We start from the raw sequence: 16,065 nt of genomic DNA on the forward strand, positions 1-16,065 counted from the left end.
TCACTGAGCCGTTTCTTCGGAAACACAAAAACTTTAATTGAAGAGTTTGATCATGGCTCAGATTGAACGCTGGCGGCAGGCCTAACACATGCAAGTCGAGCGGTAACATTCCAAAAGCTTGCTTTTGGAGATGACGAGCGGCGGACGGGTGAGTAATGCCTGGGAACATGCCTTGGTGTGGGGGATAACCATTGGAAACGATGGCTAATACCGCATAACGTCTACGGACCAAAGAGGGGGACCTTCGGGCCTCTCGCGCCAAGATTGGCCCAGGTGGGATTAGCTAGTAGGTGGGGTAACGGCTCACCTAGGCGACGATCCCTAGCTGGTCTGAGAGGATGATCAGCCACACTGGAACTGAGACACGGTCCAGACTCCTACGGGAGGCAGCAGTGGGGAATATTGCACAATGGGGGAAACCCTGATGCAGCCATGCCGCGTGTGTGAAGAAGGCCTTCGGGTTGTAAAGCACTTTCAGTAGGGAGGAAGGCAGTGTCGTTAATAGCGGCATTGTTTGACGTTACCTACAGAAGAAGCACCGGCTAACTCCGTGCCAGCAGCCGCGGTAATACGGAGGGTGCGAGCGTTAATCGGAATTACTGGGCGTAAAGCGCATGCAGGCGGCTTGTTAAGCCAGATGTGAAAGCCCGGGGCTCAACCTCGGAATAGCATTTGGAACTGGCAGGCTAGAGTCTTGTAGAGGGGGGTAGAATTTCAGGTGTAGCGGTGAAATGCGTAGAGATCTGAAGGAATACCGGTGGCGAAGGCGGCCCCCTGGACAAAGACTGACGCTCAGATGCGAAAGCGTGGGGAGCAAACAGGATTAGATACCCTGGTAGTCCACGCCGTAAACGATGTCTACTTGGAGGCTGTTCCCTTGAGGAGTGGCTTTCGGAGCTAACGCGTTAAGTAGACCGCCTGGGGAGTACGGTCGCAAGATTAAAACTCAAATGAATTGACGGGGGCCCGCACAAGCGGTGGAGCATGTGGTTTAATTCGATGCAACGCGAAGAACCTTACCTACTCTTGACATCCAGAGAACTTAGCAGAGATGCTTTGGTGCCTTCGGGAACTCTGAGACAGGTGCTGCATGGCTGTCGTCAGCTCGTGTTGTGAAATGTTGGGTTAAGTCCCGCAACGAGCGCAACCCCTATCCTTGTTTGCCAGCACGTAATGGTGGGAACTCCAGGGAGACTGCCGGTGATAAACCGGAGGAAGGTGGGGACGACGTCAAGTCATCATGGCCCTTACGAGTAGGGCTACACACGTGCTACAATGGCGTATACAGAGGGCGGCCAACCAGCGATGGTGAGCGAATCCCACAAAGTACGTCGTAGTCCGGATTGGAGTCTGCAACTCGACTCCATGAAGTCGGAATCGCTAGTAATCGTGGATCAGAATGCCACGGTGAATACGTTCCCGGGCCTTGTACACACCGCCCGTCACACCATGGGAGTGGGCTGCACCAGAAGTAGATAGCTTAACCTTCGGGAGGGCGTTTACCACGGTGTGGTTCATGACTGGGGTGAAGTCGTAACAAGGTAGCCCTAGGGGAACCTGGGGCTGGATCACCTCCTTAACGATATGACTGCGCTTTTGACGCAGTGTCCACACAGATTGCCTGGTCGAAAAAGTAGAGAACATGTTTCGGGTGCCCAAGCCCGGAAAAACGTAGTCCCATTCGTCTAGAGGCCTAGGACACCGCCCTTTCACGGCGGTAACAGGGGTTCGACTCCCCTATGGGACGCCACGGGTCGTTAGCTCAGTTGGTAGAGCAGTTGACTTTTAATCAATTGGTCGCAGGTTCGAATCCTGCACGACCCACCATTCTTTCTCGCGAAGGAATCAAAACTATCGTGGGCGATTAGCTCAGTTGGGAGAGCACCTGCCTTACAAGCAGGGGGTCACTGGTTCGAGCCCGGTATCGCCCACCACTCTCTAAGTATTTTCTGCACGGATACGCAGATTCAATGAAGGTTGACTTTGTTGGGTCCGCATTTTTGCCGCCGAAAATCATTAGAAAGTGGTTCGAAAGAATTGCATGCTCTTTAACAATCTGGAAAGCTGACTAGTAAATTCAATCGAATGATTGATTTATAGTTTCTACTCTAACGAGTAGGAACGAGTTCTCAAGCAACACACATTCAAGTGTCTTGTGTAAGAAGTCCGGCAAAACAACGTCTATCACAACTCAGATAGACAACCTTGGTTGTTTGAACATACGAAACCTCTTGGGGTTGTATGGTTAAGTGACTAAGCGTACACGGTGGATGCCTGGGCAGTCAGAGGCGATGAAGGACGTACTAACTTGCGATAAGCCAAGACGAGGCAGTAAGAGCCACTCGAGTCTTGGATTTCCGAATGGGGAAACCCAGCTGCATAAGCAGTTATCTCAATGTGAATACATAGCATTGTGAGGCGAACCGGGGGAACTGAAACATCTAAGTACCCCGAGGAAAAGAAATCAACCGAGATTCCGGCAGTAGCGGCGAGCGAAACCGGATTAGCCCTTAAGTTGAATTGGCACTAGGCGAACACGCTGGAAAGCGTGGCGATACAGGGTGACAGCCCCGTAGCCGACGGTGCCTTTACAGTGAAATCGAGTAGGACGGGACACGTGTTATCCTGTCTGAACATGGGGGGACCATCCTCCAAGGCTAAATACTCCTGACTGACCGATAGTGAACCAGTACCGTGAGGGAAAGGCGAAAAGAACCCCTGTGAGGGGAGTGAAATAGAACCTGAAACCGTGTACGTACAAGCAGTAGGAGCAGGCTTCGTCCTGTGACTGCGTACCTTTTGTATAATGGGTCAGCGACTTAATTTTAGTAGCAAGGTTAACCGTATAGGGGAGCCGTAGGGAAACCGAGTCTTAACTGGGCGTTCAGTTGCTAGGATTAGACCCGAAACCGAGTGATCTAGCCATGGGCAGGTTGAAGGTGAGGTAACACTTACTGGAGGACCGAACCGACTAATGTTGAAAAATTAGCGGATGACTTGTGGCTAGGGGTGAAAGGCCAATCAAACTCGGAGATAGCTGGTTCTCCCCGAAAGCTATTTAGGTAGCGCCTCGGACGAATACTACTGGGGGTAGAGCACTGTTAAGGCTAGGGGGTCATCCCGACTTACCAACCCTTTGCAAACTCCGAATACCAGTAAGTACTATCCGGGAGACACACGGCGGGTGCTAACGTCCGTCGTGGAGAGGGAAACAACCCAGACCGCCAGCTAAGGTCCCAAAGTTATCGCTAAGTGGGAAACGATGTGGGAAGGCTCAGACAGCCAGGATGTTGGCTTAGAAGCAGCCATCATTTAAAGAAAGCGTAATAGCTCACTGGTCGAGTCGGCCTGCGCGGAAGATTTAACGGGGCTAAGCGATACACCGAAGCTGCGGCAATGTGACTTGTTCACATTGGGTAGGGGAGCGTTCTGTAAGCCGCTGAAGGTGTCCTGTAAGGGGCGCTGGAGGTATCAGAAGTGCGAATGCTGACATGAGTAACGACAAAGGGGGTGAAAAACCTCCTCGCCGGAAGACCAAGGGTTCCTGTCCAACGTTAATCGGGGCAGGGTGAGTCGACCCCTAAGGCGAGGCCGAAAGGCGTAGTCGATGGGAAACGGGTTAATATTCCCGTACTTCTTGCTATTGCGATGGGGGGACGGAGAAGGCTAGGTGGGCCTGGCGACGGTTGTCCAGGTTCAAGTATGTAGGCTGATGGTTTAGGCAAATCCGGACCATCTCAAGGCTGAGATACGACGTCGAGGCACTACGGTGCTGAAGTCATTGATGCCATGCTTCCGGGAAAAGCCTCTAAGCTTCAGATAGCAAGGAATCGTACCCCAAACCGACACAGGTGGTCGGGTAGAGAATACCAAGGCGCTTGAGAGAACTCGGGTGAAGGAACTAGGCAAAATGGTACCGTAACTTCGGGAGAAGGTACGCTTCTGACGGTGAAGTCCCTCGCGGATGGAGCTATCGGAAGTCGCAGATACCAGGTGGCTGCAACTGTTTATTAAAAACACAGCACTGTGCAAAATCGAAAGATGACGTATACGGTGTGACGCCTGCCCGGTGCCGGAAGGTTAATTGATGGGGTTAGCGCAAGCGAAGCTCTTGATCGAAGCCCCGGTAAACGGCGGCCGTAACTATAACGGTCCTAAGGTAGCGAAATTCCTTGTCGGGTAAGTTCCGACCTGCACGAATGGCGTAATGATGGCCACGCTGTCTCCACCCGAGACTCAGTGAAATTGAAATCGCAGTGAAGATGCTGCGTACCCGCGGCTAGACGGAAAGACCCCGTGAACCTTTACTACAGCTTGGCACTGAACATTGACCCTACATGTGTAGGATAGGTGGGAGGCTTCGAAGCAGGTACGCCAGTATCTGTGGAGCCGTCCTTGAAATACCACCCTTGTAGTGTTGATGTTCTAACGTCGCCCCCTTATCGGGGGTACGGACAGTGCCTGGTGGGTAGTTTGACTGGGGCGGTCTCCTCCCAAAGAGTAACGGAGGAGCACGAAGGTGGGCTAATCACGGTCGGACATCGTGAGGTTAGTGCAATGGCATAAGCCCGCTTGACTGCGAGAATGACGGTTCGAGCAGGTGCGAAAGCAGGTCATAGTGATCCGGTGGTTCTGTATGGAAGGGCCATCGCTCAACGGATAAAAGGTACTCCGGGGATAACAGGCTGATACCGCCCAAGAGTTCATATCGACGGCGGTGTTTGGCACCTCGATGTCGGCTCATCACATCCTGGGGCTGAAGTCGGTCCCAAGGGTATGGCTGTTCGCCATTTAAAGTGGTACGCGAGCTGGGTTTAGAACGTCGTGAGACAGTTCGGTCCCTATCTGCCGTGGGCGCTGGATGATTGAGAGGGGCTGCTCCTAGTACGAGAGGACCGGAGTGGACGAACCTCTGGTGTTCGGGTTGTGTCGCCAGACGCATTGCCCGGTAGCTAAGTTCGGAATCGATAACCGCTGAAAGCATCTAAGCGGGAAGCGAGCCTCAAGATGAGTCATCCCTGATACTACAAGTATCCTGAAGGGTTGTTGGAGACTACGACGTAGATAGGCAGGGTGTGTAAGCGCTGTGAGGCGTTGAGCTAACCTGTACTAATTGCCCGTGAGGCTTAACCATACAACACCCAAGGGGTTTTATCGGACTCCACGAGCACTTGAATGGAAGTGCTTGAGACACTAGTTAACTTTCCCAGATTGCTATTTACTGCCGAGGCGGTAAATAAACGAATTTGCTTGGCGACCATAGCGTTATGGACCCACCTGATCCCATGCCGAACTCAGCAGTGAAACGTAACAGCGCCGATGGTAGTGTGGGGCCTCCCCATGTGAGAGTAGGACATCGCCAGGCTTCAAATTTGCACTTGCTTGAGATTCAAGCAAGTCACCATAGAATTTTGAGGTGACTCAGAGTTTTATGTTGACTTTCAAAGTGTGTGGCGTATTATACGCACCTCGCTTGAGCGCCTCGGCGCGGAAAGCCAATGTTCTTTAACAATTTGACCATGCAATCTGTGTGGGCACTCGTGAAAAGATTTAGTCAAAAGATTTAAATCAGTGAACTGAGTGACCAAATCGGTAGCAATACCGGCACAGTCAATTTATCAGTAATCACTGAGCCGTTTCTTCGGAAACACAAAAACTTTAATTGAAGAGTTTGATCATGGCTCAGATTGAACGCTGGCGGCAGGCCTAACACATGCAAGTCGAGCGGTAACATTCCAAAAGCTTGCTTTTGGAGATGACGAGCGGCGGACGGGTGAGTAATGCCTGGGAACATGCCTTGGTGTGGGGGATAACCATTGGAAACGATGGCTAATACCGCATAACGTCTACGGACCAAAGAGGGGGACCTTCGGGCCTCTCGCGCCAAGATTGGCCCAGGTGGGATTAGCTAGTAGGTGGGGTAACGGCTCACCTAGGCGACGATCCCTAGCTGGTCTGAGAGGATGATCAGCCACACTGGAACTGAGACACGGTCCAGACTCCTACGGGAGGCAGCAGTGGGGAATATTGCACAATGGGGGAAACCCTGATGCAGCCATGCCGCGTGTGTGAAGAAGGCCTTCGGGTTGTAAAGCACTTTCAGTAGGGAGGAAGGCAGTGTCGTTAATAGCGGCATTGTTTGACGTTACCTACAGAAGAAGCACCGGCTAACTCCGTGCCAGCAGCCGCGGTAATACGGAGGGTGCGAGCGTTAATCGGAATTACTGGGCGTAAAGCGCATGCAGGCGGCTTGTTAAGCCAGATGTGAAAGCCCGGGGCTCAACCTCGGAATAGCATTTGGAACTGGCAGGCTAGAGTCTTGTAGAGGGGGGTAGAATTTCAGGTGTAGCGGTGAAATGCGTAGAGATCTGAAGGAATACCGGTGGCGAAGGCGGCCCCCTGGACAAAGACTGACGCTCAGATGCGAAAGCGTGGGGAGCAAACAGGATTAGATACCCTGGTAGTCCACGCCGTAAACGATGTCTACTTGGAGGCTGTTCCCTTGAGGAGTGGCTTTCGGAGCTAACGCGTTAAGTAGACCGCCTGGGGAGTACGGTCGCAAGATTAAAACTCAAATGAATTGACGGGGGCCCGCACAAGCGGTGGAGCATGTGGTTTAATTCGATGCAACGCGAAGAACCTTACCTACTCTTGACATCCAGAGAACTTAGCAGAGATGCTTTGGTGCCTTCGGGAACTCTGAGACAGGTGCTGCATGGCTGTCGTCAGCTCGTGTTGTGAAATGTTGGGTTAAGTCCCGCAACGAGCGCAACCCCTATCCTTGTTTGCCAGCACGTAATGGTGGGAACTCCAGGGAGACTGCCGGTGATAAACCGGAGGAAGGTGGGGACGACGTCAAGTCATCATGGCCCTTACGAGTAGGGCTACACACGTGCTACAATGGCGTATACAGAGGGCGGCCAACCAGCGATGGTGAGCGAATCCCACAAAGTACGTCGTAGTCCGGATTGGAGTCTGCAACTCGACTCCATGAAGTCGGAATCGCTAGTAATCGTGGATCAGAATGCCACGGTGAATACGTTCCCGGGCCTTGTACACACCGCCCGTCACACCATGGGAGTGGGCTGCACCAGAAGTAGATAGCTTAACCTTCGGGGGGGCGTTTACCACGGTGTGGTTCATGACTGGGGTGAAGTCGTAACAAGGTAGCCCTAGGGGAACCTGGGGCTGGATCACCTCCTTAACGATATGACTGCGCTTTTGACGCAGTGTCCACACAGATTGCCTGGTTAAAATGTAGAAGAACGTGAAAGACTTGGGTCTGTAGCTCAGGTGGTTAGAGCGCACCCCTGATAAGGGTGAGGTCGGTGGTTCAAGTCCACTCAGACCCACCACTTTCTCTCCCGGAGAAAGTGAGTGAGAAGTCTTTCGAACGTTGGGGTTATAGCTCAGCTGGGAGAGCGCCTGCCTTGCACGCAGGAGGTCTGCGGTTCGATCCCGCATAGCTCCACCACTTTCTAAATGCACTCGCTGAGTGTGGTTAGAAAGTGGATCTTTCAATAGAAACACATGTTCTTTAACAATCTGGAAAGCTGACTAGTAAATTCAATCGAATGATTGATTTATAGTTTCTACTCTAATGAGTAGGAACGAGTTCTCAAGCAACACACATTCAAGTGTCTTGTGTAAGAAGTCCGGCAAAACAACGTCTATCACAACTCAGATAGACAACCTTGGTTGTTTGAACATACGAAACCTCTTGGGGTTGTATGGTTAAGTGACTAAGCGTACACGGTGGATGCCTGGGCAGTCAGAGGCGATGAAGGACGTACTAACTTGCGATAAGCCAAGACGAGGCAGTAAGAGCCACTCGAGTCTTGGATTTCCGAATGGGGAAACCCAGCTGCATAAGCAGTTATCTCAATGTGAATACATAGCATTGTGAGGCGAACCGGGGGAACTGAAACATCTAAGTACCCCGAGGAAAAGAAATCAACCGAGATTCCGGCAGTAGCGGCGAGCGAAACCGGATTAGCCCTTAAGTTGAATTGGCACTAGGCGAACACGCTGGAAAGCGTGGCGATACAGGGTGACAGCCCCGTAGCCGACGGTGCCTTTACAGTGAAATCGAGTAGGACGGGACACGTGTTATCCTGTCTGAACATGGGGGGACCATCCTCCAAGGCTAAATACTCCTGACTGACCGATAGTGAACCAGTACCGTGAGGGAAAGGCGAAAAGAACCCCTGTGAGGGGAGTGAAATAGAACCTGAAACCGTGTACGTACAAGCAGTAGGAGCAGGCTTGTCCTGTGACTGCGTACCTTTTGTATAATGGGTCAGCGACTTAATTTTAGTAGCAAGGTTAACCGTATAGGGGAGCCGTAGGGAAACCGAGTCTTAACTGGGCGTTCAGTTGCTAGGATTAGACCCGAAACCGAGTGATCTAGCCATGGGCAGGTTGAAGGTGAGGTAACACTTACTGGAGGACCGAACCGACTAATGTTGAAAAATTAGCGGATGACTTGTGGCTAGGGGTGAAAGGCCAATCAAACTCGGAGATAGCTGGTTCTCCCCGAAAGCTATTTAGGTAGCGCCTCGGACGAATACTACTGGGGGTAGAGCACTGTTAAGGCTAGGGGGTCATCCCGACTTACCAACCCTTTGCAAACTCCGAATACCAGTAAGTACTATCCGGGAGACACACGGCGGGTGCTAACGTCCGTCGTGGAGAGGGAAACAACCCAGACCGCCAGCTAAGGTCCCAAAGTTATCGCTAAGTGGGAAACGATGTGGGAAGGCTCAGACAGCCAGGATGTTGGCTTAGAAGCAGCCATCATTTAAAGAAAGCGTAATAGCTCACTGGTCGAGTCGGCCTGCGCGGAAGATTTAACGGGGCTAAGCGATACACCGAAGCTGCGGCAATGCAATTTATTGTATTGGGTAGGGGAGCGTTCTGTAAGCCGCTGAAGGTGTCCTGTAAGGGGCGCTGGAGGTATCAGAAGTGCGAATGCTGACATGAGTAACGACAAAGGGGGTGAAAAACCTCCTCGCCGGAAGACCAAGGGTTCCTGTCCAACGTTAATCGGGGCAGGGTGAGTCGACCCCTAAGGCGAGGCCGAAAGGCGTAGTCGATGGGAAACGGGTTAATATTCCCGTACTTCTTGCTATTGCGATGGGGGGACGGAGAAGGCTAGGTGGGCCTGGCGACGGTTGTCCAGGTTCAAGTATGTAGGCTGATGGTTTAGGCAAATCCGGACCATCTTAAGGCTGAGATACGACGTCGAGGCACTACGGTGCTGAAGTCATTGATGCCATGCTTCCGGGAAAAGCCTCTAAGCTTCAGATAGCAAGGAATCGTACCCCAAACCGACACAGGTGGTCGGGTAGAGAATACCAAGGCGCTTGAGAGAACTCGGGTGAAGGAACTAGGCAAAATGGTACCGTAACTTCGGGAGAAGGTACGCTTCTGACGGTGAAGTCCCTCGCGGATGGAGCTATCGGAAGTCGCAGATACCAGGTGGCTGCAACTGTTTATTAAAAACACAGCACTGTGCAAAATCGAAAGATGACGTATACGGTGTGACGCCTGCCCGGTGCCGGAAGGTTAATTGATGGGGTTAGCGCAAGCGAAGCTCTTGATCGAAGCCCCGGTAAACGGCGGCCGTAACTATAACGGTCCTAAGGTAGCGAAATTCCTTGTCGGGTAAGTTCCGACCTGCACGAATGGCGTAATGATGGCCACGCTGTCTCCACCCGAGACTCAGTGAAATTGAAATCGCAGTGAAGATGCTGCGTACCCGCGGCTAGACGGAAAGACCCCGTGAACCTTTACTACAGCTTGGCACTGAACATTGACCCTACATGTGTAGGATAGGTGGGAGGCTTCGAAGCAGGTACGCCAGTATCTGTGGAGCCGTCCTTGAAATACCACCCTTGTAGTGTTGATGTTCTAACGTCGCCCCCTTATCGGGGGTACGGACAGTGCCTGGTGGGTAGTTTGACTGGGGCGGTCTCCTCCCAAAGAGTAACGGAGGAGCACGAAGGTGGGCTAATCACGGTCGGACATCGTGAGGTTAGTGCAATGGCATAAGCCCGCTTGACTGCGAGAATGACGGTTCGAGCAGGTGCGAAAGCAGGTCATAGTGATCCGGTGGTTCTGTATGGAAGGGCCATCGCTCAACGGATAAAAGGTACTCCGGGGATAACAGGCTGATACCGCCCAAGAGTTCATATCGACGGCGGTGTTTGGCACCTCGATGTCGGCTCATCACATCCTGGGGCTGAAGTCGGTCCCAAGGGTATGGCTGTTCGCCATTTAAAGTGGTACGCGAGCTGGGTTTAGAACGTCGTGAGACAGTTCGGTCCCTATCTGCCGTGGGCGCTGGATGATTGAGAGGGGCTGCTCCTAGTACGAGAGGACCGGAGTGGACGAACCTCTGGTGTTCGGGTTGTGTCGCCAGACGCATTGCCCGGTAGCTAAGTTCGGAATCGATAACCGCTGAAAGCATCTAAGCGGGAAGCGAGCCTCAAGATGAGTCATCCCTGATACTTTAAGTATCCTGAAGGGTTGTTGGAGACTACGACGTAGATAGGCAGGGTGTGTAAGCGCTGTGAGGCGTTGAGCTAACCTGTACTAATTGCCCGTGAGGCTTAACCATACAACACCCAAGGGGTTTTATCGGACTCCATGAGCACTTGAATGACAGTGCTTGAGATAACTAGTTGGACTTTCCCAGATTGCTATTTACTGCCAAGGCGGTAAATAAACGAATTTGCTTGGCGACCATAGCGTTATGGACCCACCTGATCCCATGCCGAACTCAGCAGTGAAACGTAACAGCGCCGATGGTAGTGTGGGGCCTCCCCATGTGAGAGTAGGACATCGCCAGGCTTCAAATTTGCACTTGCTTGAGATTCAAGCAAGTCACCATAGAATTTTGAGGTGACTCAGAGTTTTATGTTGACTTTCAAAGTGTGTGGCGTATTATACGCACCTCGCTTGAGCGCCTCGGCGCGGAAAGCCAATGTTCTTTAACAATTTGACCATGCAATCTGTGTGGGCACTCGTGAAAAGATTTAGTCAAAAGATTTAAATCAGTGAACTGAGTGACCAAATCGGTAGCAATACCGGCACAGTCAATTTATCAGTAATCACTGAGCCGTTTCTTCGGAAACACAAAAACTTTAATTGAAGAGTTTGATCATGGCTCAGATTGAACGCTGGCGGCAGGCCTAACACATGCAAGTCGAGCGGTAACATTCCAAAAGCTTGCTTTTGGAGATGACGAGCGGCGGACGGGTGAGTAATGCCTGGGAACATGCCTTGGTGTGGGGGATAACCATTGGAAACGATGGCTAATACCGCATAACGTCTACGGACCAAAGAGGGGGACCTTCGGGCCTCTCGCGCCAAGATTGGCCCAGGTGGGATTAGCTAGTAGGTGGGGTAACGGCTCACCTAGGCGACGATCCCTAGCTGGTCTGAGAGGATGATCAGCCACACTGGAACTGAGACACGGTCCAGACTCCTACGGGAGGCAGCAGTGGGGAATATTGCACAATGGGGGAAACCCTGATGCAGCCATGCCGCGTGTGTGAAGAAGGCCTTCGGGTTGTAAAGCACTTTCAGTAGGGAGGAAGGCAGTGTCGTTAATAGCGGCATTGTTTGACGTTACCTACAGAAGAAGCACCGGCTAACTCCGTGCCAGCAGCCGCGGTAATACGGAGGGTGCGAGCGTTAATCGGAATTACTGGGCGTAAAGCGCATGCAGGCGGCTTGTTAAGCCAGATGTGAAAGCCCGGGGCTCAACCTCGGAATAGCATTTGGAACTGGCAGGCTAGAGTCTTGTAGAGGGGGGTAGAATTTCAGGTGTAGCGGTGAAATGCGTAGAGATCTGAAGGAATACCGGTGGCGAAGGCGGCCCCCTGGACAAAGACTGACGCTCAGATGCGAAAGCGTGGGGAGCAAACAGGATTAGATACCCTGGTAGTCCACGCCGTAAACGATGTCTACTTGGAGGCTGTTCCCTTGAGGAGTGGCTTTCGGAGCTAACGCGTTAAGTAGACCGCCTGGGGAGTACGGTCGCAAGATTAAAACTCAAATGAATTGACGGGGGCCCGCACAAGCGGTGGAGCATGTGGTTTAATTCGATGCAACGCGAAGAACCTTACCTACTCTTGACATCCAGAGAACTTTCCAGAGATGGATTGGTGCCTTCGGGAACTCTGAGACAGGTGCTGCATGGCTGTCGTCAGCTCGTGTTGTGAAATGTTGGGTTAAGTCCCGCAACGAGCGCAACCCCTATCCTTGTTTGCCAGCGCGTAATGGCGGGAACTCCAGGGAGACTGCCGGTGATAAACCGGAGGAAGGTGGGGACGACGTCAAGTCATCATGGCCCTTACGAGTAGGGCTACACACGTGCTACAATGGCGTATACAGAGGGCGGCCAACCAGCGATGGTGAGCGAATCCCACAAAGTACGTCGTAGTCCGGATTGGAGTCTGCAACTCGACTCCATGAAGTCGGAATCGCTAGTAATCGTGGATCAGAATGCCACGGTGAATACGTTCCCGGGCCTTGTACACACCGCCCGTCACACCATGGGAGTGGGCTGCACCAGAAGTAGATAGCTTAACCTTCGGGGGGGCGTTTACCACGGTGTGGTTCATGACTGGGGTGAAGTCGTAACAAGGTAGCCCTAGGGGAACCTGGGGCTGGATCACCTCCTTAACGATATGACTGCGCTTTTGACGCAGTGTCCACACAGATTGCTTGGTTGAAAGTAAAGACGACGTGTCCCATTCGTCTAGAGGCCTAGGACACCGCCCTTTCACGGCGGTAACAGGGGTTCGACTCCCCTATGGGACGCCACTTTCTAAACATACTTGCTTGGCAAGTGTCGTTAGACAGTGGATGCCGCAAGGCAACACATGCTCTTTAACAATCTGGAAAGCTGACTAGTAAATTCAATCGAATGATTGATTTATAGTTTCTACTCTAACGAGTAGGAACGAGTTCTCAAGCAACACACATTCAAGTGTCTTGTGTAAGAAGTCCGGCAAAACAACGTCTATCACAACTCAGATAGACAACCTTGGTTGTTTGAACATACGAAACCTCTTGGGGTTGTATGGTTAAGTGACTAAGCGTACACGGTGGATGCCTGGGCAGTCAGAGGCGATGAAGGACGTACTAACTTGCGATAAGCCAAGACGAGGCAGTAAGAGCCACTCGAGTCTTGGATTTCCGAATGGGGAAACCCAGCTGCATAAGCAGTTATCTCAATGTGAATACATAGCATTGTGAGGCGAACCGGGGGAACTGAAACATCTAAGTACCCCGAGGAAAAGAAATCAACCGAGATTCCGGCAGTAGCGGCGAGCGAAACCGGATTAGCCCTTAAGTTGAATTGGCACTAGGCGAACACGCTGGAAAGCGTGGCGATACAGGGTGACAGCCCCGTAGCCGACGGTGCCTTTACAGTGAAATCGAGTAGGACGGGACACGTGTTATCCTGTCTGAACATGGGGGGACCATCCTCCAAGGCTAAATACTCCTGACTGACCGATAGTGAACCAGTACCGTGAGGGAAAGGCGAAAAGAACCCCTGTGAGGGGAGTGAAATAGAACCTGAAACCGTGTACGTACAAGCAGTAGGAGCAGGCTTCGTCCTGTGACTGCGTACCTTTTGTATAATGGGTCAGCGACTTAATTTTAGTAGCAAGGTTAACCGTATAGGGGAGCCGTAGGGAAACCGAGTCTTAACTGGGCGTTCAGTTGCTAGGATTAGACCCGAAACCGAGTGATCTAGCCATGGGCAGGTTGAAGGTGAGGTAACACTTACTGGAGGACCGAACCGACTAATGTTGAAAAATTAGCGGATGACTTGTGGCTAGGGGTGAAAGGCCAATCAAACTCGGAGATAGCTGGTTCTCCCCGAAAGCTATTTAGGTAGCGCCTCGGACGAATACTACTGGGGGTAGAGCACTGTTAAGGCTAGGGGGTCATCCCGACTTACCAACCCTTTGCAAACTCCGAATACCAGTAAGTACTATCCGGGAGACACACGGCGGGTGCTAACGTCCGTCGTGGAGAGGGAAACAACCCAGACCGCCAGCTAAGGTCCCAAAGTTATCGCTAAGTGGGAAACGATGTGGGAAGGCTCAGACAGCCAGGATGTTGGCTTAGAAGCAGCCATCATTTAAAGAAAGCGTAATAGCTCACTGGTCGAGTCGGCCTGCGCGGAAGATTTAACGGGGCTAAGCGATACACCGAAGCTGCGGCAATGTGACTTGTTCACATTGGGTAGGGGAGCGTTCTGTAAGCCGCTGAAGGTGTCCTGTAAGGGGCGCTGGAGGTATCAGAAGTGCGAATGCTGACATGAGTAACGACAAAGGGGGTGAAAAACCTCCTCGCCGGAAGACCAAGGGTTCCTGTCCAACGTTAATCGGGGCAGGGTGAGTCGACCCCTAAGGCGAGGCCGAAAGGCGTAGTCGATGGGAAACGGGTTAATATTCCCGTACTTCTTGCTATTGCGATGGGGGGACGGAGAAGGCTAGGTGGGCCTGGCGACGGTTGTCCAGGTTCAAGTATGTAGGCTGATGGTTTAGGCAAATCCGGACCATCTCAAGGCTGAGATACGATGTCGAGGCACTACGGTGCTGAAGTCATTGATGCCATGCTTCCGGGAAAAGCCTCTAAGCTTCAGATAGCAAGGAATCGTACCCCAAACCGACACAGGTGGTCGGGTAGAGAATACCAAGGCGCTTGAGAGAACTCGGGTGAAGGAACTAGGCAAAATGGTACCGTAACTTCGGGAGAAGGTACGCTTCTGACGGTGAAGTCCCTCGCGGATGGAGCTATCGGAAGTCGCAGATACCAGGTGGCTGCAACTGTTTATTAAAAACACAGCACTGTGCAAAATCGAAAGATGACGTATACGGTGTGACGCCTGCCCGGTGCCGGAAGGTTAATTGATGGGGTTAGCGCAAGCGAAGCTCTTGATCGAAGCCCCGGTAAACGGCGGCCGTAACTATAACGGTCCTAAGGTAGCGAAATTCCTTGTCGGGTAAGTTCCGACCTGCACGAATGGCGTAATGATGGCCACGCTGTCTCCACCCGAGACTCAGTGAAATTGAAATCGCAGTGAAGATGCTGCGTACCCGCGGCTAGACGGAAAGACCCCGTGAACCTTTACTACAGCTTGGCACTGAACATTGACCCTACATGTGTAGGATAGGTGGGAGGCTTCGAAGCAGGTACGCCAGTATCTGTGGAGCCGTCCTTGAAATACCACCCTTGTAGTGTTGATGTTCTAACGTCGCCCCCTTATCGGGGGTACGGACAGTGCCTGGTGGGTAGTTTGACTGGGGCGGTCTCCTCCCAAAGAGTAACGGAGGAGCACGAAGGTGGGCTAATCACGGTCGGACATCGTGAGGTTAGTGCAATGGCATAAGCCCGCTTGACTGCGAGAATGACGGTTCGAGCAGGTGCGAAAGCAGGTCATAGTGATCCGGTGGTTCTGTATGGAAGGGCCATCGCTCAACGGATAAAAGGTACTCCGGGGATAACAGGCTGATACCGCCCAAGAGTTCATATCGACGGCGGTGTTTGGCACCTCGATGTCGGCTCATCACATCCTGGGGCTGAAGTCGGTCCCAAGGGTATGGCTGTTCGCCATTTAAAGTGGTACGCGAGCTGGGTTTAGAACGTCGTGAGACAGTTCGGTCCCTATCTGCCGTGGGCGCTGGATGATTGAGAGGGGCTGCTCCTAGTACGAGAGGACCGGAGTGGACGAACCTCTGGTGTTCGGGTTGTGTCGCCAGACGCATTGCCCGGTAGCTAAGTTCGGAATCGATAACCGCTGAAAGCATCTAAGCGGGAAGCGAGCCTCAAGATGAGTCATCCCTGATACTATAAGTATCCTGAAGGGTTGTTGGAGACTACGACGTAGATAGGCAGGGTGTGTAAGCGCTGTGAGGCGTTGAGCTAACCTGTACTAATTGCCCGTGAGGCTTAACCATACAACACCCAAGGGGTTTTATCGGACTCCATGAGCACTTGAATGGAAGTGCTTGAGATAACTAGTTGGACTTTCCCAGA

General features: G+C 52.2%; 6 tRNA genes and 8 rRNA genes. All 14 read left to right on the forward strand.

The window, feature by feature from the left end:
* The first annotated feature begins 34 nt into the window (after positions 1-34).
* The 14 genes from ACSF8X_RS03925 to ACSF8X_RS03990 all read left to right on the forward strand — a co-directional run bounded on the left by ACSF8X_RS03925 (position 35) and on the right by ACSF8X_RS03990 (position 15,986).
* Positions 35-1,579: ribosomal RNA gene (locus tag ACSF8X_RS03925) — 16S ribosomal RNA — on the forward strand.
* A 95-nt stretch (positions 1,580-1,674) separates the two neighbouring features.
* Positions 1,675-1,750: transfer RNA gene (locus ACSF8X_RS03930), tRNA-Glu, on the forward strand.
* A 1-nt stretch (position 1,751) separates the two neighbouring features.
* Positions 1,752-1,827 (forward strand) — tRNA-Lys (locus ACSF8X_RS03935).
* A 31-nt stretch (positions 1,828-1,858) separates the two neighbouring features.
* Positions 1,859-1,934 (forward strand) — tRNA-Val (locus ACSF8X_RS03940).
* Between the two features lie 309 nt (positions 1,935-2,243).
* A 23S ribosomal RNA gene (locus ACSF8X_RS03945) occupies positions 2,244-5,134 on the forward strand.
* Positions 5,135-5,249: 115 nt separating this feature from the next.
* Positions 5,250-5,365 (forward strand): 5S ribosomal RNA (gene rrf, locus ACSF8X_RS03950).
* Positions 5,366-5,659: 294 nt separating this feature from the next.
* Positions 5,660-7,204, forward strand: a 16S ribosomal RNA gene (locus ACSF8X_RS03955).
* Between the two features lie 74 nt (positions 7,205-7,278).
* Positions 7,279-7,355, forward strand: a tRNA-Ile gene (locus ACSF8X_RS03960).
* Positions 7,356-7,398: 43 nt separating this feature from the next.
* A tRNA-Ala gene (locus ACSF8X_RS03965) sits at positions 7,399-7,474 on the forward strand.
* Between the two features lie 258 nt (positions 7,475-7,732).
* Positions 7,733-10,621, forward strand: a 23S ribosomal RNA gene (locus ACSF8X_RS03970).
* 117 nt (positions 10,622-10,738) lie between these two features.
* Positions 10,739-10,854 (forward strand): 5S ribosomal RNA (rrf, locus tag ACSF8X_RS03975).
* A 294-nt stretch (positions 10,855-11,148) separates the two neighbouring features.
* Positions 11,149-12,693: ribosomal RNA gene (locus ACSF8X_RS03980) — 16S ribosomal RNA — on the forward strand.
* A gap of 65 nt (positions 12,694-12,758) precedes the next feature.
* A tRNA-Glu gene (locus tag ACSF8X_RS03985) sits at positions 12,759-12,834 on the forward strand.
* Between the two features lie 261 nt (positions 12,835-13,095).
* Positions 13,096-15,986, forward strand: a 23S ribosomal RNA gene (locus ACSF8X_RS03990).
* The 16S, 23S and 5S rRNA genes sit together here with 6 tRNA genes alongside, the layout of an rRNA operon.
* Positions 15,987-16,065 lie beyond the last annotated feature (79 nt).

The organism is Photobacterium panuliri (assembly GCF_059920555.1).